This is a genomic window from Saccharothrix sabaoui, assembly GCF_051756985.1.
Lineage (GTDB): Bacteria > Actinomycetota > Actinomycetes > Mycobacteriales > Pseudonocardiaceae > Actinosynnema.
In genome coordinates this window covers 1-18,147 of sequence record NZ_JBPKJK010000091.1, presented here as the reverse complement: position 1 = coordinate 18,147, position 18,147 = coordinate 1, and the positions used below count along the sequence as shown (strand labels likewise).

The window sequence follows — 18,147 nt, the reverse complement described above, 5'->3', positions numbered from 1 at the left end:
CCCGGACCACGCCGAAACGCCCCCGGAAGGAGTCGCCGATGTCCGACGAGTACACCTGGGCGTTCGACGGGAAGCGCTACCGGATGCACCGCTTCCCGGAGGAGGTCGAGCGCGGCATCAAGAAGCTCAACCGCAGCGACAACTGGCACGCCGCGCTGGCGTGGCTGGAAGACGTCGCCTGGATGGTCTTCTGCGCTTGGCTGTGCCTCGGCGTCTCCTACTGGTTCTACCCCTTGGCGGTGCTCGTGATCGGCGCACGCCAGCGCGGGCTGTCGACCATCCTGCACGACTGCGCGCATGGCATCGGCGCCTCGAACCGCAAGGTGCAGATGTTCGTCGGCACGGTGCTCACGGCGTACCCGATCTTCCAGCAGCACTACGCGTACAAGATCTCGCACGTGTTCACGCACCACCCCAAGCTCGGCAATCCCGAGGGCGACCCGGACCTGAGGTTCTTCATCGAGCAGCGGGCCTACGAGATGTCCTCGCCACGCGCGTACGTGCTCCGCACGGTCGTCATGCCCTTGTTCGGGACACAGACGTGGGCCTACCTGAAGTACCTCGTGCGCAACCGGTACCGGCTGCTCAAGCAGGGCCACCTGCGGGCCGCCGACGTGCCGCGGACCCCGGTTCCCCGGCGCAAGCGGGTGCTCGACCGGGTCGGCTTCTGGGTTTTCTGGACCTCCGTCGTGTCGGTGTGCGCGACGCAGGGCTGGGGGTTCGAGCTGCTGTTGTTCTGGGTGGTCCCCTACCTCACCAGCTTCCAGATCCTGGGTTGGTACATCGAGCTGTCCGAGCACACACCGCTGGTGCGTGACTCCAACGTGGACCTCTACATGACCCGCAACCGCAAAAGCCGCACGTGGGAGAAGTTCCTCACCGGCATCCACAACGACAACTACCACCTCGAACACCACCTCGACCCGCGAACGCCGTTCTGGCGCCTGGCCGAGGCACGGCGGGTACGGCTGGCCGACCCGGACTACGCGGCGGTGGACCGGCAGTTGGGCGGCCTGTTCACCAGGGGACCCGAGGGGCAGCAGAGCGCGATCGGCGCCATCGTCGAGTCGATGACGCACGAGGCGGAGCAGCCGCATGTCGCTGCCTGAGCGGCCGGGTGCGGCCGGCAAGGTCTACCGGCGGGTGGAGTCGGGTGTCGTGCACGGCGGCGCCGAGCTGCGCATGGGCCTCACCGACCCGGTGGTGACGCCCATCTTCCAGACCGCGGCGTACGAGCTGCCCGACGTGGGCACGGCGGCGGACATCTTCGACCTGCGCGTGGACGGCCACGCTTACACGCGGTTGAACAACCCGACGTGCGACGTGCTGGAGGCCAGGATGGCCGCCGTGGACAACGCCCCGGCGGCCCTCGCCGTCTCCTCCGGTCAAGCTGCGATCACCCTGGCGTTGCTCAACATGTGCCAGGCGGGCGACAACCTGGTCAGCTCCAACGAGCTGTACGGCGGCACCTGGAACCTCCTGGCCAACACCTTCGCCAGGTTCGGCATCGAGACCCGGTTCGTGAGCCCGGACGAGCCCCGCAACTTCGCCGACGCCACCGACTCGCGGACCCGCTGCTACTTCGGCGAGACCCTGCCCAACCCGAAGCTGCGGCTGTTCCCGGTGGAGGAGGTGGCCGGCATCGCCGAGGAGGTCGGCCTGCCGCTGGTCCTGGACAACACCATGCTGCCGCTGGTGTGCCGCCCGCTCGAGCTCGGCGCGCACATCCTGGTGTACTCGGCGACGAAGTACATCGGCGGTCACGGCAGCGCGCTGGGCGGCCTGATCGTCGACTCCAACCGGTTCGACTGGGCACGGCACGCACGGCGGCACCCGCTGCTCACCGCGCCGGACCCCGCGCACGGCGACGTGGTGTGGACCGAGGCCGGCGCCGGCCTGGGCAGCTCGCTCGGGCGCAGCCCGTTCCTGCTCAAGGCCCGCGAGACGCTGCTGCGCGACCTCGGACCGTGTCTCAGCCCGTTCAACGCGTTCCTGCTCATCCAGGGCATCGAGACCCTGCCGCTGAGGATGCGGGCGCACGGCGAGAACGCCGAGGTGGTCGCGCGCTACCTCGTCGACCAGCCGTCGGTGGTGTCCGTGCGCCACCCCTGTCTCGGCGACGACGGGGAAGTGGCGCGGCTGCGGCGCTACACCGGCGGCAACGGTGGCCCGCTGGTGCAGTTCGAGCTGGCGGGCGGGCTGATCGCGGGCACGCGGTTCATCGAGGCGTTGCGGATGATCTCGCACGTGACCAACATCGGCGACGTGCGTTCGATGGCCACTCATCCGGCGTCCACGACGCACGCGCAGCTGCCCGCGAACGACCGGCTCGCCGCCGGCGTGTCACCCGGGTCGATCCGGTTGTCCATCGGCCTGGAGCACGTGGACGACCTCATCGCCGACCTCGCGGGCGCGCTGGCGGTGGCCGGGTGACGGACCGGCCGTTGGTCGCCCTCGCGGCAGCCTCGGAGAGGGTGGACGGCGTGCCGCACGTGGCGGTGCGCGAGGTGTACGTCCGGGCGTTGGAGCAGGTGTCCGGCTGCGCGGTCGTGGTCGTCGGCGGACCGGCACCGGCGCTGGCACACGTGGTGGACCGGTTCGACGGCGTGGTGTTCGGCGGGCACCAGAGCGACGTGCTGCCGCGCTGGTACGGCGGCGGACCCGAACGGGGGCGGGTGGACCCCCACCGGGACGAACTGGCGCTGAACCTCATCCCCGCCGCATTGCGGGCGGGGGTGCCGGTGCTCGGCGTATGCCGGGGCCTCCAGGAGCTGAACGTCGCGCTGGGCGGCACCCTGCGCGACGTCGACGGGCATGCCGAGGACCCCTTGCTGCCCAGGAACGACCAGTACCTGCCCGCGCACCCGGTGACGCTGGCCGCGGGCGGTGTGCTGCGCGGGATGCTCGACACACCGAGCGTCGACGTGAACTCACTTCACCACCAAGCTGTCGACCGGCTCGCCCCCGGCCTCCGGGTCGAAGCGGTCGCGCCGGACGGCGTGGTCGAGGCGGTCTCCACCGGCGGTCCGGCGTTCGGCCTGGCCGTGCAGTGGCACCCCGAGTGGTACGCGACGACGGACGACGTGTCGGTGGCGTTGTTCAGGGGGTTCGGTGCCGCCGCCGCGGCGCACGCGGCGCGGCGCGCGGTCGTCTAGCGGGGAAGCGGCTCCCGTACCCGGAGGTCGGCGACGGCGACGGCGAGGAACAGCGCTGTGACGACCGCCAGCGCGAGCATCAGGCCGTCCGGCGGCAGCAGGTTCATCGCGGCGCTGCCCACCGTCGGGCCGACGAGGCTGCCCAGCGCCCACAGCACGGTGGCGCCCGCGTTCGCGTCGATCAGGTCGTCCGCGGTGAAGTCCCGGCCGATGCGCACCAGCCCCAGCGTGTACACGCCGCCCGCCGCGCCGCCCAGCACCACCAGGGCGGGCCACACCGCGTGAGGCACGCCCAGCAGCAGCGGCATGCACAGCGCCGGCAGCAACACCGCCACGCCGCAGCCCACGTGGAGCAGTCGGCGGTCCACGCGGTCCGACCACCAGCCCAGCGGCACCTGGAGCAGGGCGTCCCCGGCGAAGACCGTGCCCACCATGAGCACGGCGATCGCCTCCGTGTGGCCGTAGGCCATGCCGTACAGCGGCAGCAGGGCCAGCACCGCGCTGTCGAAGAACGAGAACATCAGCACCGCCAGGGCGATCGTCGGCGCCGACCGCGCGAACACCACGATCCGGCTCGGGCTGCCCGCGCGGAACGAGTCGACCCCGCACGAACTGGCGGCCAGCAGGAGGACCCCCGGCACGTGGGTCAGCACGGCGACGAGCAGCGACCACTGCGCGGCCGAGCCGAACAGGGCCAGCAGACCGGGACCGGATACCTGGCACAGCGTGAAGACCGACGTGTAGACGGCGATCCAACGGCCGCGCGTGGCCTCCGCCGTGATGGCGTTGATCCAGGTCTCCCCCAGCACCAGCAGCAACCCGGCGAACACGCCCACGGCGAACCGGAGCACCAGCCACGCCGGGACGCTGTCGGTCACCGCGAGCAGCCCGGTGCTCACCCCTGACCCCGACATCCCCACGAGCAGCAGCGGCTTGACCCGCCACCGCCACGTCAGCGGTCCGAGGCAGAGCACCGCGGCGAGGATGCCCACCGCGGGCAGCGCCGCGGCCGTGCCGATCAACGCCGCCGACGCGCCGCCCGCGCTCAGCCGCAACGAGATCAGCGGGACGGTGAGGCCGGTGACCAGGCCGACCACGGCGACGGTGCAGATCGCGGCGACGGGTTCCCGGCGCCTGCTCAGCACGGGCCGCTCCGCGGTGCGACCAGGTGCAGGTAGATGTCGCGTTGCGGCAAGGTCGCGCCCGGCAGCCGGACACCGTCCACGTACAGGCAGGACGCGGCCGGGCCGCGTCCGCCGTACGGGAGGTGGCCCCGCTCGGTCAGGTGCAGGTCCGTGTCCCACAGGATCGAGTCCGCGTCGTGCAGGGGCGTGTCGAGCAGCGACTTCACGTACGGGCTGTCGCCGAACACCGAGATGTACATGGCGTTGGCCGCGTAATGCCGGTCCTCGAAGTACCGCGCGAGGTCGGCGTCCCCGTCGTAGGGCTGCAGGAAGAACACCGGGGCGAAGAACTCGTTGAAGTTGCCGCCCAGCGTCAGGTCCTTCTCGAACACGGCGGGCCTGATCAACCCGCTGACGGGGTTGACCTCGCCACCGTGGACCCAGTGGCGGCGGTCGTCGCGGAACCTCCGGACCATTTTCACGGCGTGGTCCGGATCGGTGTTCGGGCCCACCAGGTTGTCCGGGTCGGCGTAGGGCCCGATGCGGTGCTCGACTGCACGCAGCCGCGCCAGCAGGGTCTCGCGGAACTCCGCCAGGCGGTCGCGGTGGACCAGGAGGGCGTTCGGCCCGGCGCAGTCCTGTCCCTGGTTGTACAGCACGACCCGCAGTGCGCAGGTGACCGCGAGGTCCACGTCCGCGGTCTCGGTCACCACAAGCGGGTTGTGACCGGAACCGTTGAGGATGAACAGGGTTCGCCGCGGGAACGACTTGCGGACCTTGCCGGCGTTCTCCGGTGTGCCGGTGAACACCACCGCGTCCGTGCGGTGCGCCCGCTGCGCGACGAACTCCTCCTTGCCGTCGTACGACACGTGCAGCTCGGGGAAGTGCGTCGTGAGGTCCAGCACGTCGGCCAGCACCCGGTAGTGCGGGTGCATGACCGTCGGCGGGCGGAGCGCGGTGTCCTCGGCCATGAGGGACGGGACGACCCCGAAGCACACCGTGGCGTACAGCGGCTGGTTCAGCGGCAGGAACGTGGTCACCGCGCCCACCTTCGCGCGGAAGTAGTCGCGGTTGAGGTGCAGGTTGTCCAGCAGGTCGACGGACCGCTCGATCTCGTCGAGCGCCACGTTCGCGCACTGGTAGCCGGACAGGCCGCGCACGATCGCGGCGGTGCGTTCCCTCAGGAGCGCGGCGAACAGCCTGGCGCGCTCCCGCACTTCGACGAAGTCGATCGGGGTGAGCCCGCTGCTCACCGGCCGCTCGCGGGCCTGTGCGCCGCGGGACAGCACGTCCCGCACCAGTGCGAGCGAACGCTCGGCGCCGGCGATCGTCAACCACGTGGCCAGCTTCGGCCCGCGCGGCCTGCCGAGCAACACCGAGTACAGCGAGCGGTAGGAGGGGGCGTGGCCTCCGAGCGCGTCGCGCAGGAGCCGCCCGGGATCGGCGTGCGGTGCGGCGGCCAACGCGTCCGCCAGCCTGCGCAGCACCGCCGCCGTCTCGGCGTCGGGGACGACCGGCTCGGGCTCGGGACGGGTGCGCAGGTGGTAGCGCCACGCCCGCGCCACGAGTTCCGGAGCCGGACGGCGTGCCGAGGGGAACGTCCGCTCGACGAACGCCGTCGCGCCGTCCAGGTCCAGTGGCGCACAGGCCGCCAGGACCCGCACCAGCGTGCCGAACCCCGGTCCTCCGGGTGGCGTCGTCACACCGATCCTGCGCAGGCGCAACCGCGCCCCCGCACCACCGCGTTCGCCCTGCCGCACCTCGTGGCGCACCGCGTCGTTGATGCGCGGTACCGACGGGAGGTCGATCCGGCGGGGCCGGCGGGGCTTGCGGTACAGCAGCAGCCGCAGGGCGTCCGGCGTGAGGCAGTCGAGGGCCTCCGAGAGCGGGAACCCGTTGCCGACGCTCTTGGAGATCTTGCGGCCGCGCTCATCGACGAACAGGCCGTACTCGTAGAGGACCGGCGGTGTGCGGTGCAGCCGGTCGAAGATCTGCCGGAGGACGTGGGCCGAGCCCGCCAGGTCCTGCCCGTGCATCTCGTAGGCGATGTCGCCGCTGAGCGAGCGCAGCGCCCAGTCGGCCTTCCACTGGAACTTGCACCCGCCGCCGAGCGCGGACACGGTCACGCGCTCGCCGATCGGCTCGTCCGGGTAGTACTCGCGCGGTTCGAGACCATGGGCCACTCCCGGACGCTGTACCACCACGTCCTCCGGGATTTCGTAGGCGATGGTGCCCGCTTTCGCGTCGACGTCGACCACCCGGATGTGCTCGATGACCCGTCCCGTGAACGGCGATAATGGCATCACGAAACTGTAGGACTTCCGGCGCAAGGCCCCCACCGAACGCCCGATGAGCGTGTTGATTCCTTCGAAGTCGGCCAAGAAGGTGCGAACCGTCGAATCGTGCGCACCCCCGTGGTAGAGGTCGGAACTGCGCACCAGCTCGCAGTCGACCTCCACCAGGTCGAGCATCCGGCGCAACCTCCCGATCATGTTCTCGGCGAGGCTGCTCGCGTCGCCGAAGGGATCCGGAACACGGTGCAGCGGCAGCCCCACGTACTTGCCGAGCATACCCTGAGCTGGTAAATTATCCGGAATCCTGCGGAGCGCGTCCATGTCGTCGGCGACCACGACGATCCGCGTGGCACGGCCGGAGAACTCCTCGAACGATTGCCGGACAAAGGACGTCCTGACGACTTCGGCCACCGTTCCGACGTGCGGCAGACCGGACGGGCCGAAGCCCGCTCCGAAGACCACCGCCCCGGTTCGCCGATCCTTCGCGTCGAGCAACGCGGCAATTTTCCCCGCTTCATCCGCACACCAATCGTGCGCACTGGAACCCAGTCGCGATGACATGGAAATTTCCCCCCGATGGCGAATACAGGGACCAGTCAGGCTGCACATTCACAGCCCCGCCGATCACTATTTCGAACCTAGCGGCTCGGAGAAGATTAGGAACCGTCATTCGGACGCATGATCACTCAGGCGTCCGGATGCAGCCGCCGAGGAGCGACGCCGCGACGGCGGAACCCGACGGCGCGGTACGACCCACGGGCCTCGCGCCTGCCGACGACTTCAACCACGCCCGTCGAGCCCACGCGGAGCACGAGGGATGCCGGCGGGATGCGGGATGCGGGCACAGGCCGGCGGCGACATCGACCGACACGGCACCACGACCGACTACGCCACCACGCCCGAGCCCGTGGGGTGCCAGGACCCCGCCCTGACGGCTTCACCGGATTCCGCTCGTCCTCATCCAGGAGGCCGCAGGTCCGAAGGCCCGGGGCCGGCGCCCCCCTGCTGTTGCGGTGTCGGTTCACGTGCCAGGTCGGCGTTCAGTAAAGCGTCAGCGACCCCGAGGGGCCTCGACCGCACGACCACGATGCTGCCGAGAAAATCGGTCGCGGTGCCGGTCACAGCGGCGACGCCGGTAGCGCCCACGCCGGCCCCAGCCCTCGTTGCGGCCACCTCGACGATCGGCGGGAAGATCACCCGCACCGAGATGCCGACCCGGGCCACCGACTGGTACAACCACCGCAACGACCCGGACATGACCTGCAGCCAGACCACAGCGACGACAGGCTGCTGTCCTGCAAGATCCGCGGAACGGACGACTGGACGCGCTGCGAACCGCGGTCCACCAAGCGACAGGTGTTCGAAGACGTGCTGCCACCCGGTCGGGGCGTCTACTTCGGACACAAGCTCGACGGCTCGCTCCGGCACCACATCGACGACCCCCACGACGGCGACGGAGGCGACCTGCGCGGCACGAACGCCGTGGACGGCTCCGGCCGGACACAGGTCCTCCTGTCCGCCCAACCGGCCACCGTCACCCAACCCGAACTTCGACAAGCGAAGGTCGCCCACCGAACCCGGTCGATCGTGGAAGCGTCCCTTGGCCAACCAGCGGCACCACAGGGCATCCGGCAGACGCCTCCCCTGGGGAGAGCAGGTGACTTCGCCGAGCAGCGCATCAACGGTATCCCGGGCTGCGAGCCATCGGGTCGGTTCCACCGACCGTGGAACCGACCCGACGTGTCAGAACTTGTAGTACGGACCCGGCGGGCGGGGCGGCACCACCCGCTCAACGCGGCGGCGCCTGCGACGGCGGACGATCTCCGCGGCGATCAGACCGCAGACCACCAGGAAGGCGGCGAAGAGGACCCACAGGAGGACGGTGCCCGAACCGGACCCACCGGCGGGCTGGAACTTGCGAGGGCCGTACGCCTTGCGCAGTTCCTCCTTGGAAGCGGCCCGCGCCTTGTCGTTGACGACGACCACGACGCGGTCGACGTCCTCGGGATAGGTCTCCCAGACCAGGCGGAAGATCTTCTCGCCGTCGTCGGTCCCCCGGTCGGCGGCGTAGGCGGCGACGGCGAGCGTGTCGAAGCCGTTGGAGGTGTTGTGCTCGACGGAAACCCCGGTGTAACCCGCGTCCTGGACGCGGGACCTGAGGTTGGACAGCTCGGCGAGCGAAGTACACCCCACAGCCACCAGGACGCACAACAACACACCCCACAGGCGCGCACGGGCATCTGATTTCACAAGTCCCCCTTGGTGAAGGCACGCCGGATCGCACGGGGAGACCACAGGTCGTCCCGCCGGCGGGCTCGGTCGTCGACAAGGCCGGTTCGAGCGCCCGGACAGCGCCGAACCGGCTTCCGGCCTCTTCGGGCCCGGAAGCCGTACGGGATCAGGCCGAGGGCGTGACGCCGGCCCGGAAAAGGGTGCCCACGACTGGGCGGACACCACGAGCCGCTGCTACGACGGCCGGAACGGGTGTAGAGCGCATGACGGGTCCTCCGGTTCCCACTGCGAACCGAGGTCTCCCCGACCACCGAACACGGTGGCGCCGTGACCGGGTCGCCGCGGAGCGACCGGAATGACGATCACGAACTCAGTGGGTACTCCCCCCTGCCGGCAAAGCATGGCGCACCACCATCACCACGGTCAAAGTGACGCCGATTACCCGCAACCGCGGTAACCCCCACGCCTCCCGGTCATCCACACCCGGGCACAACCGTGTGGCGACGACCGGCCCGCCGGTGATTGGATCGCCGGCGGAAAACGTCCGCGCGGTGGAGGGGACCGGTGTGACGCATGGATGACGACCTGATCGAGCGGTTCGAACCGGCGAACGCGAGCGAGGCGGACCTCGTCGACCACTACCAGGTGGTCGTGGCCTGCCAGGAGTTCGACCGACCCGACGAGCCCCGGTTGACCTACGAGAACGTGATCGGCCGGTTGAGCACCCCGTTCCCCGGTCTGGGACCCGCCGTCCACTGGGTCGCACGGGACGGCGGCGGCGTGGTCGGCATCGCGAACGCCCACTTCCCGGACACGGAGAACACCCACCTGGCGGTCGCCGAGGTGCAGGTCCGACCGGAAGCCCGTCGACGCGGCATCGGCACCGCCCTGCTGACGGCTATCGCCTCGCTGTGCCGAGACAGGGGCCGCGAAACCATCGAGGGCTGGCAGGTCGAAGCCGGCAGCCCCGCGGAGCCCTGGGCCATCGGACTGGGTTTCCGCCCCGTCCGCTCGATCGTGATCCAGGCACTGGAACTCGCCCACGCCGACCGGACGCCGTGGAACGCCGAACCGGCCGCGGGGTACCGGGTCGAGCGGTGGCGGGGCAGCGCGCCGGAGCCACTGGTCGACTCCTACGCCACGGCCCGCGACGCCATCCACGACGCACCCCTGGAGGACAGCGAGTTCGGGAACCCGCGCTGGACACCGGCCGCGGTCCGGCAGCACGAGGCGGACCTGCGCGCGCAGGGAGTCGAGCACCGGGTGGTCGTCGCAGTGCACGAGAAGACCGGCGAGGTGGCGGGTTTCACCGAGATGGTCGTCCCACCCCACCGGAAGAACTGGGGCTACCAACTCGACACGGCCGTGCTCGCCGCGCACCGCGGACGCGGACTCGGCCTGGCGGTCAAGGCGGCGATGGCGAAGTGGGTGGTCGCCGACCACCCCGAGCTGGAGCGGTTCCAGACGTCCACGGGTCGTGAGAACACCCACATGATCCGGGTCAACCACCAGCTCGGCTTCGCCACCGTCCGAACGCTGGTCGCGATGAACCGCGACGTCACCGGCCTGCTCCCGGACGACTCGCCGACCGGATCGTGAGGCACGGGCGACCCGAGGCGCGTGCCGCCACCACCAGCCTCTCGGGTGATCTCATCGACGAGTTCAGATGCGCTGCTTGACCGGCAGCGACAACCTTCGAGCTGAGGTCGGCCCGTTCGCCGGACCGGCCGTTGTGGCAGGTCGCCCGCGAGCCGGGAATGAACCACGAAACTCCGCACAACCGTGTTCGCACCCCACGCGAAGCCCGCGTCGGCCGTCGCCAAGCTCTCGTCCTCGTGGCGTGAAATTCCGTGCCCGGCTGTTCATACACTTGGCGTAAGTCTACACTGAAGTAATCATAGAAATTTAACGAAGTCTGCCCCGGGACGGCGGGTCACGGCGCGAGTCCTGAACCCGGACCGCGTGCACCAGGACGTCGACGGACTCCGGTGGCGTGGCCGGTTCCGCTCCGAAGACGTCGCGCGCCCGGAGCGGAACCGTCGTGGTGGCCTACGTGTCGGGACGGGCGCGGCGGCGCACGCGGCGGTCTGCCCGGCACCCCGGGCAGGACGCGTGAGGGGCAGGCCGCTTCACACCGTCGTGTCGGCGCTCGCCCGGCGTCCGGCCGTCCGCGTCACCGTGCCGTGCAGGTCGGGGACAGCGAGCCGGCGCTGCCGGTGGCCTGGAACCCGAACTCGACCGACTGCCCCGCCGCGACGTTGCCGTTGTAGTCGACGTTGGTGAACGTCACCGTGCCGCTGCTGCCGGAGCGGTTGGAGCTCCACTGGCCGGTCACCGTCGCCCCGCCGGGCAGGGGCACCGAGACGGACCAGCCGTTCAACGCGGACGACCCGGCGGTGACCTTGACGTTCGCGACGAAACCGCCGTTCCAGCTGTTCAGGCCCACGGTCGCGGTGCAGCCGCCGGGGCCGGGGTCCTGCGACGTGGTGGTGGTAGTGGTGGTCGGACCGGTGGGCCCCGCGGCGTTGAGGGCGTTGAGGACGGAGGTGTAGGCGGCCTTCTTGTTCCCCGAGCCGTCGAACAGCAGCGGTGAGTCGCCCGGGTAGCGCCACGAGTCGGTGTCGCGGACGCCCCACACGGTGATGCCCGTGCAGCGCGCGACGGCCAGGCACGCCTGGGTGACCCGGCGGTAGTTGTCGGCCTGCTGGCTGCCGGAGCCGGCGATGTCCAGCTCGGTGATCTGCACGTCCACGCCGAGGTCGGCGAAGCGCTGGATCGTGGTCTGGTAGTCACCGGGGATGCTCGTGCCGAAGTGGGACTGCAGCCCGACGCAGTCGATCGGGACGCCGCGGGACTTGAAGTCCTGGACCATCCGGTACACGCCTTGGGTTTTGGCGGCGGCCCAGCTGTCGGTGTTGTAGTCGTTGTAGCAGAGCTTCGCGCCGGGGTCGGCGGCGCGGGCGGTGCGGAAGGCGACCTCGATCCAGTCGTTGCCGGTGCGCTGGAGGTTGGAGTCGCGCCGGCCGCCGCTGCCGCCGTCGGCGAACGCCTCGTTCACCACGTCCCACGCGTAGACCTTGCCCCGGTAGTAGGACGCGACCTTGGTGATGTGGTTGACCAGCGCGGAGCGCAGCGCCGAGCCCTCCATGCGCTGCATCCAGCCGGGCTGCTGGGCGTGCCAGGCCAGGGTGTGGCCGCGCACGCGCTTGCCCTGGTTGCGGGCGTGGTTGACGATCCGGTCGCCGTTGGCGTAGCTGAACTGGTTCTGGTTCGGCTCGGTGGCGTCCATCTTCATCTCGTTCTCGGCGGTGACCATGTCGAACTCCCGGTTGAGGATTCCGACGTAGGTCGAGTCGCCGAGCCGGCCGGCCGCGACGGCGGTGCCGAAGTAGCGGCCGCTCTGGGCCGCCGACGCGCCCAGCGTGCTCGCGGCGTTGGCCGAGGTGGCGGTCAGGACCGCGGTGCCGCCGGCTGCGGCGGCGACCAACGTCGTCACGAGCGCCACTCGTGACACCGACTTCGTTGTCAGTTTCATGTGTCCGGTGCTTTCTGCGCAGCACCCGCCTTCACGGGCGGGCGCGGTGGGTGGAACCGTCCGGATCGGGACGTTCGTCCGCTGTCGCGGTGGGCGGTCGGGGTCGCGCGCCGGGTCGTGCCGCGCTCGCGGTCGCGGGGTCCGCCGCCCGCAGGTCCGCTACCCGCCGGTCCGTCGATGCCAGTGTTACCGCAGGATGTTCACGTTCACAAGATATGACCGCCCGCATCGGTGTCGAATTACTCCCTATAGAGCAACCTGGAAACTTTAGCTATTTTTAGCTGCGACGGAGCCGACTGTCGAATCATTCGACTGCTTCCGTTTCGCCGCACAACATAAAGTTAGCGCTCACATTTATGCCCTTCACCGGAAGACCGCGGTTCCACGGGTCGCTCTGATGACCACCGGGACCGTCCACTCCTGGGACCTCGCCACCGCCGTGGACGGCCCCGACACCCGGTTCGTCGTCTTCACCGCCGGGTGCCCGCTGCGCTGCCTGTACTGCCACAACCCGGAGACCCGCTTCGAGCGGTACGGGCGGCGCGTCACCGTGGACGACCTGGTGGCCGAGATCGCGAAGTACCGCCGCTTCATCGAGGTGGCGGGCGGCGGCGTGACCATCAGCGGCGGCGAGCCGTTGCCGCAACCGGCGTTCACCGCGGAACTGCTGCACGCGGTGAAGGGCATGGGCCTGCACACCGCCCTGGACACCTCCGGTCTCCTGGGCGCGCGTGCGTCGGACGAGCTGCCGGCCGACACCGACCTGGTGCTGCTGGACATCAAGTCCTGGGACCCGACCACCTACCGGCACGTGACGGGTGGTGAGGTCGCGCCGACGCTGGAGTTCGCCCGGCGGTTGGCCGACCTGGGCAAGCCGATGTGGATCAGGTTCGTCCTGGTGCCCGACCTGACCGACGACCCGGCCGACGTCGAGGGCGTCGCGGCCTTCACCGCCACGCTCGGACCGGCCCTGGAACGCGTGGACGTGCTGCCGTTCCACAGGATGGGCGCGCCGAAGTACGCGGCCATCGGCCTGCCCTTCCTGCTCACCGACACCCCGGTACCGGACGCGGAGCTGGGCGAGCGGGTGCGCGGGCAGTTCACCGCGCACGGGCTGCGGGCGTGAACCGCCCCGCCGACCCCCATCACGGGACGTAGGAGGTCCGCGACCCCGGCACCCGGCCGGGGCCCGAACCCGTCGATGGGCGGGCACCCCCTGAACGGCCACTCCCGACCGTCATCCCCGAGGGCACCCCATCGGAGTGCCTCCGCGGCGGAAGTGCGCTCCTGGTCGGTCGACATTGCGGACCCGGCACGAGGGCAGCGTCCGCCGCCTGGTCATCAAGAACGACAAGGGCCACACCGTGATGGAGGTTCCGCTGACGGCGGGGGTCGTCGCGGCGGTCGCCGCTCCGGTCATCACGGCGGTCGCCGCGATCGCGGCCGTGGCGAGCGAGTGGTCGATCGAGGTGGACCGGCGCGAACCCGAGGTGGGGGGAACACGGGTCGGAGGTGGAGCACCACGAGCCGCCGACGGTGTAGGTGATCGGTCGAGCGGGGGGCGTGTCGGACGACGCGCCCCCCGCTCAACCGCGTGCCGGAACGCTCCGCAGGGCCTGGCGGACGCCGGCGGCGATCTCGACGTCCTCCCGGGCCCCGACGACCCAGGCGGAGGCGGTGGAGGCGTCCGAGGTGATGCGGGTGTCGCCGTGCGCGGCGGCGTTGCGGGCCGGGCTCGGGCGCAGGCCGAGGAACGCGAGCCCTTCGACGGCGCGGGTTCGCACGATCGGGTCGTGTTCGCCGATACCACCGGTGAAGACCAGCACGTCCAAGCCGCCCAGTGAGGCGGCCATCGCGGCGATGCCCTGCCGCAGGCGGTGGGTGAAGACGTCGAGCGCCAGGCCGGCGTCCGCGGAGCCGGTCGCGATGGCGGCGTGGACGTCGCGCAGGTCGGCGTGGCCGGAGAGGCCGAGCAGGCCCGAGCGGTGCGCGAGGCCGTCGGCGAGTTCGCCGGGGGTGAGGTGGTCGAGCAGGTGCAGCAGCACGCCGGGGTCGAGGTCGCCGCTGCGGGTGGCCATGGGCAGGCCGCCCAGCGGGGTGAAGCCCGTGGTGGTGTCGACCGCGCGACCGCCGCGGACGGCGGCCAGCGAACACCCCGCGCCCAGGTGACAGGTGACGACGCGGGCACCGGGCAGACCCGTCAGCTCGGTCGCGCGGCGGGACGCGTAGGCGTGCGACAGGCCGTGGAAGCCGTAGCGGCGCAGGTCCCAGCGGGCTCGCCACTCCCCCGGCAGCGGGTAGGTCGAGGCCGCCGGGGGCAGGCCGGCGTGGAAGGCGGTGTCGAAGCACGCGACGTGCGGCACGTCGGGCAGCAGCGCCCGGGCCGCGTCGATGCCGGCGAGGGCGCGGGGCTGGTGCAGCGGGGCGAGGTCGGTGAGCGCGGCGATCCCCCCGCGCACCTCGGACGTGACGACGACCGGCGCGGTGAAGCGGGTGCCGCCGTGGACGACGCGGTGCCCCACGGCGTGCACGGGCGGCAGGTCGGACCCCAGGTCGGGGGTGTTCCCGTCCCACCGCTCGACGTGGTGCTCGGCCAGGACCGCGTCGTCCCGGCCGAGCACGGTCAGCTTCAGGCTGGAGGAGCCCGCGTTGACCACCAGCACGTTCATCAGTACGGCCAGGTCCAGTCGCGGACCTCGGGCAGGTCCTCGCCGTGCTCGCGGATGTGGGTGTGGTGGCGGGCGCGCTGGTCGGTCATGCGCTGGCGCAGGCCGGCGGCCTTGACGCCGAGCCCGGGCACGCGGTCGAGGACGTCGACGACCAGCCGGTAGCGGTCGAGGTCGTTGAGCACGAGCATGTCGAACGGCGTGGTGGTGGTGCCCTCCTCCTTGTAGCCGCGCACGTGGATGTCGCGGTGGTTGGTGCGCCGGTAGGTCAGGCGGTGGATCAGCCACGGGTAGCCGTGGTAGGCGAAGATCACCGGCTTGTCGGGGGTGAACAGGGCGTCGAACTCGCGGTCGGGCATCCCGTGCGGGTGTTCGGTGTCGGGTTGCAGGCGCATGAGGTCGACCACGTTGACCACGCGCACCTTCAGCTCGGGCAGGTGCTCGCGCAGCACCGCGGCGGCGGCCATGACCTCCAGCGTCGGGGCGTCGCCGGCACAGGCCAGCACCACGTCCGGCTCGCCCGTGCCGTCGTCGGTGCCGGCCCACTCCCAGATGCCCGCGCCGCGCGCGCAGTGCAGCGCCGCTTCCTCCGGGCTGAGCCAGTCGGGCGTGAAGTTCTTGCCCGCCACGACGACGTTGACGTAGTCGCGGCTGCGCAGGCAGTGGTCCGCCACCGACAGCAGGGTGTTGGTGTCGGCGGGCAGGTAGACGCGGACGACCTCGGCCTTCTTGTTCATCACGTGGTCGATGAAGCCGGGGTCCTGGTGGGAGAAGCCGTTGTGGTCCTGCCGCCACACGTGCGACGAGAGCAGGTAGTTGAGCGAGGCCACCGGACGCCGCCAGTCGATGTGCCGGTGCGTCTTGAGCCACTTGGCGTGCTGGTTGAACATCGAGTCCACGATGTGGATGAACGCCTCGTAGCAGTTGAACACCCCGTGCCGCCCGGTGAGCAGGTAGCCCTCCAGGAACCCCTGGCACAGGTGCTCCGAGAGCACCTCCACCACGCGGCCGTCGGTCTCCAGATGCTCGTCGGTGGGCAGCTTCTCGGCCAGCCACTGCTTCGCGGTCACCTCGAACACCGCGTCGAGGCGGTTGGAGGCGGTCTCGTCGGGGCCGAACACGCGGAAGTTGCGCTCGGCGGCGTTGAGGGTCATCACGTCGCGCAGCATCCGGCCCAGCACCCGCATCGGTTCCGAGGCCGTGGTGCCGTGCTTGACGACCTCCACCGCGTGGGGCGCCGTGCCCGGCAGGCGCAGGTCGCGCAGCAGCAGGCCGCCGTTGGCGTGCGGGGTCGCGCCCATCCGCAGCTCGCCGCGCGGGGCGAGGGCGAGCAGTTCGGGCGTCGGGCGGCCGTCGGCGTCGAACAGCTCCTCCGGGCGGTAGGAGCGCAACCACGCCTCCAGCTGGGCCAGGTGGGCGGGGTTGTCCCGCACACCGGCCAGCGGGACCTGGTGGGAACGCCACGTGCCCTCCACCGGTACGCCGTCCACCTCGGCCGGACCGGTCCACCCCTTCGGGGTGCGCAGCACGATCACCGGCCAGCGGGGGCGCTCGGTGTTCCCGGCGCGGGCGGCGTCCTTGATGGCGTGGATCTCGTCGAACACCTCGTCGAAGACCCGGGCCATGCGCGGGTGCAGCACGGCCGGGTCGTCGCCCTCCACGTAGTGGGGGGTGTAGCCGTAGCCGCGCAGCAGGGAGTCCAGCTCCTCGTGCGGGATGCGGGCCAGCAGCGCCGGGTTGGCGATCTTGTAGCCGTTGAGGTGCAGGATCGGCAGCACCGCCCCGTCCCGGGCCGGGTTGAGGAACTTCGTGCCGTGCCAGCTCGCGGCCAGCGGACCGGTCTCGGCCTCGCCGTCGCCGACCACGCACGCCACCACCAGGTCCGGGTTGTCGAACGCCGCGCCGAAGGCGTGGGCGAGGGAGTAGCCCAGCTCGCCGCCCTCGTGGATCGACCCCGGCACCTCCGGCGCCACGTGGCTCGGCACGCCGCCGGGGAAGGAGAACTGGCGGAACAGCGCCCGCATCCCCTCCCCGTCGCGGGACACGCTCGGGTGCGTCTCGGTGTAGCTGCCCTCCAACCAGGTGTTGGCGAGCAGCGCCGGACCGCCGTGACCGGGACCGGTGACGAACAGGACGTCCTGCGACCGGGCGTTGATCACCCGGTTGAGGTGGGCGTAGAGGAAGTTCAGGCCGGGCGTGGTGCCCCAGTGGCCCAGCAGTCTCGGCTTGATGTGCGCGGGGGTCAGCGGCGTGGACAGCAGCGGGTTGTCCAGCAGGTAGATCTGCCCCGCCGAGAGGTAGTTCGCGGCGCGCCAGTAGGCGTCGACCAGCTCCAGGTCGGTGGTTCCGGGCTGCGGCATCGCGCTTCTCCTGAGTGGGTGTCGGGTGCTGGGACCGACACTGCCGTCGGGATCGATCCCGCCCCAGGGGCGGCGGTCCCCGCCCGGACAGGGCCCTTCGGCCCTGAGCCGGGTGAACGCGCCGGACGTCCCCGTGGATCGAGGACCTTCGCCCGCGTCGCCCGGCCGTTCCCGGCGAGAGGCTTGGGCCGAGGACGGAAGCAGAGGAGACGAGAGCCATGACAGCGTTCGCCCGCTCCGAGGGAACGGCAGGGGCCGAGGCCCGCACGGTCGCCACGACGGTGACGCGTGCCGACGCCGGGGCCGTCGCGCTCGCGGTCCTGCGGATCACGACCGGGTTCGTGTTCCTCTGGGCGTTCTTCGACAAGCTCTTCGGGTTCGGCTACGCCACCAAGGCGGCCAACGCCTGGATCAACGGCGGGTCGCCCACCAAGGGGTTCCTCGGCCGGGTCGCGGTCGGCCCGTTCGAGTCGGTGTTCCACGCCTGGGCCGGGGCCTGGTGGGCGGACTGGCTGTTCATGCTGGGCCTGCTCGCCATCGGCGTCGCCGTCGTCGCCGGCATCGGCCTGCGCCTCGCCGCCGTCGCGGGGACGGTGATGATGCTGCTCATGTGGGCGGCGGAGTGGCCGCTCGCGAAGTTCACCTCGGCCGGCGAACCGAGCACGTCGACCAACCCGATCGTCGACTACCACATCATCTACGCCGTCGCGCTGATCGCGGTCGCACTCACCGCCGCGGGCGCGACCTGGGGCCTGGGCCGCTGGTGGGCGACCCTGCCGGT

13 protein-coding genes and 1 pseudogene are annotated in these 18,147 nt (G+C 71.0%); 7 read left to right on the top strand and 7 right to left on the bottom strand.

Annotation, left to right across the window (positions count from 1 at the left end):
- Window positions 1–38 precede the first annotated feature (38 nt).
- The 3 genes from ACR807_RS25555 to ACR807_RS25545 are packed head-to-tail and all read left to right on the top strand — an operon-like array spanning window position 39 to window position 3,155.
- Window positions 39–1,109 (top strand): fatty acid desaturase, encoded by a 1,071-nt coding sequence (locus ACR807_RS25555; protein WP_438923945.1) that lies wholly within the window; start codon window positions 39–41, stop codon window positions 1,107–1,109.
- A complete protein-coding gene (locus ACR807_RS25550) occupies window positions 1,096–2,433 on the top strand; it encodes an O-acetylhomoserine aminocarboxypropyltransferase/cysteine synthase family protein (protein WP_438923944.1) in 1,338 nt (445 codons plus the stop codon). Before ACR807_RS25555 ends, ACR807_RS25550 begins: the two co-directional genes overlap by 14 nt.
- Window positions 2,430–3,155: a gamma-glutamyl-gamma-aminobutyrate hydrolase family protein gene (locus ACR807_RS25545; protein ID WP_438923943.1), complete on the top strand. Its 726-nt coding sequence runs from the start codon at window positions 2,430–2,432 to the stop codon at window positions 3,153–3,155. Before ACR807_RS25550 ends, ACR807_RS25545 begins: the two co-directional genes overlap by 4 nt.
- On the opposite strand, the gene ACR807_RS25540 is transcribed toward ACR807_RS25545, so the two are convergent.
- The 4 genes from ACR807_RS25540 to ACR807_RS25525 all read right to left on the bottom strand — a co-directional run bounded on the left by ACR807_RS25540 (window position 3,152) and on the right by ACR807_RS25525 (window position 8,784).
- Entirely contained in the window at window positions 3,152–4,300 is a 1,149-nt protein-coding gene (locus ACR807_RS25540) for an MFS transporter (RefSeq protein WP_438923942.1), read from the bottom strand. The two genes, ACR807_RS25545 and ACR807_RS25540, sit on opposite strands and share 4 nt — an antisense overlap.
- Window positions 4,294–7,134, bottom strand: coding sequence for an aldehyde dehydrogenase family protein (locus ACR807_RS25535; protein ID WP_438923941.1), 2,841 nt, complete (start codon window positions 7,132–7,134; stop codon window positions 4,294–4,296). Before ACR807_RS25535 ends, ACR807_RS25540 begins: the two co-directional genes overlap by 7 nt.
- Window positions 7,135–7,530: 396 nt before the next feature.
- Window positions 7,531–8,181 carry a hypothetical protein gene (locus ACR807_RS25530; protein WP_438923940.1) on the bottom strand — a complete coding sequence of 217 codons (651 nt, stop codon included), beginning with the start codon at window positions 8,179–8,181 and terminating at the stop codon, window positions 7,531–7,533.
- A 135-nt stretch (window positions 8,182–8,316) separates the two neighbouring features.
- Window positions 8,317–8,784, bottom strand: coding sequence for a hypothetical protein (locus ACR807_RS25525; RefSeq protein ID WP_438923939.1), 468 nt, complete (start codon window positions 8,782–8,784; stop codon window positions 8,317–8,319).
- Window positions 8,785–9,378: 594 nt separating this feature from the next.
- On the opposite strand from ACR807_RS25525, the gene ACR807_RS25520 reads away from it, so the two are divergent.
- Window positions 9,379–10,404, top strand: a complete 1,026-nt coding sequence (locus ACR807_RS25520; protein ID WP_438923938.1) for a GNAT family N-acetyltransferase — start codon at window positions 9,379–9,381, stop codon at window positions 10,402–10,404.
- Between the two features lie 574 nt (window positions 10,405–10,978).
- Here ACR807_RS25520 and ACR807_RS25515 read toward each other — a convergent pair.
- Window positions 10,979–12,340 (bottom strand): endo-1,4-beta-xylanase, encoded by a 1,362-nt coding sequence (locus ACR807_RS25515; RefSeq protein WP_438923937.1) that lies wholly within the window; start codon window positions 12,338–12,340, stop codon window positions 10,979–10,981.
- Between the two features lie 397 nt (window positions 12,341–12,737).
- Here ACR807_RS25515 and pflA point away from each other — a divergent pair, with 397 nt between their 5' ends.
- Both pflA and ACR807_RS25505 read left to right on the top strand, forming a co-directional pair.
- The gene (gene pflA, locus ACR807_RS25510) at window positions 12,738–13,466 is read left to right on the top strand and encodes a pyruvate formate-lyase-activating protein (RefSeq protein ID WP_438923936.1); all 729 of its coding nucleotides are present in this window, start codon (window positions 12,738–12,740) and stop codon (window positions 13,464–13,466) included.
- 136 nt (window positions 13,467–13,602) lie between these two features.
- Window positions 13,603–13,806, top strand: a pseudogene (locus tag ACR807_RS25505) (DUF4342 domain-containing protein); the annotation flags it as partial.
- Window positions 13,807–13,926: 120 nt separating this feature from the next.
- Here the strand turns inward: ACR807_RS25505 and ACR807_RS25500 are convergent.
- Entirely contained in the window at window positions 13,927–15,009 is a 1,083-nt protein-coding gene (locus ACR807_RS25500; RefSeq protein WP_438923935.1) for an acetate/propionate family kinase, read from the bottom strand.
- Window positions 15,009–17,366: a phosphoketolase family protein gene (locus ACR807_RS25495; protein WP_438923934.1), complete on the bottom strand. Its 2,358-nt coding sequence runs from the start codon at window positions 17,364–17,366 to the stop codon at window positions 15,009–15,011. Before ACR807_RS25495 ends, ACR807_RS25500 begins: the two co-directional genes overlap by 1 nt.
- Window positions 17,367–17,584: 218 nt before the next feature.
- Here ACR807_RS25495 and ACR807_RS25490 point away from each other — a divergent pair.
- Window positions 17,585–18,147, top strand: a 563-nt coding sequence (locus ACR807_RS25490; protein WP_438923933.1) for a hypothetical protein, incomplete at its 3' end; no start/stop codon positions are given.

Bases quoted from the DNA above. Each gene is read 5' to 3' on its own strand.
- ACR807_RS25495 (WP_438923934.1), bottom strand. From the start codon at position 17,366: ATGCCGCAGCCCGGAACCACCGACCTGGAGCTGGTCGACGCCTACTGG.
- ACR807_RS25500 (WP_438923935.1), bottom strand. From the start codon at position 15,009: ATGAACGTGCTGGTGGTCAACGCGGGCTCCTCCAGCCTGAAGCTGACC.
- ACR807_RS25550 (WP_438923944.1), top strand. From the start codon at position 1,096: ATGTCGCTGCCTGAGCGGCCGGGTGCGGCCGGCAAGGTCTACCGGCGG.
- ACR807_RS25535 (WP_438923941.1), bottom strand. From the start codon at position 7,134: ATGTCATCGCGACTGGGTTCCAGTGCGCACGATTGGTGTGCGGATGAA.
- pflA (WP_438923936.1), top strand. From the start codon at position 12,738: ATGACCACCGGGACCGTCCACTCCTGGGACCTCGCCACCGCCGTGGAC.
- ACR807_RS25555 (WP_438923945.1), top strand. From the start codon at position 39: ATGTCCGACGAGTACACCTGGGCGTTCGACGGGAAGCGCTACCGGATG.
- ACR807_RS25515 (WP_438923937.1), bottom strand. From the start codon at position 12,340: ATGAAACTGACAACGAAGTCGGTGTCACGAGTGGCGCTCGTGACGACG.
- ACR807_RS25520 (WP_438923938.1), top strand. From the start codon at position 9,379: ATGGATGACGACCTGATCGAGCGGTTCGAACCGGCGAACGCGAGCGAG.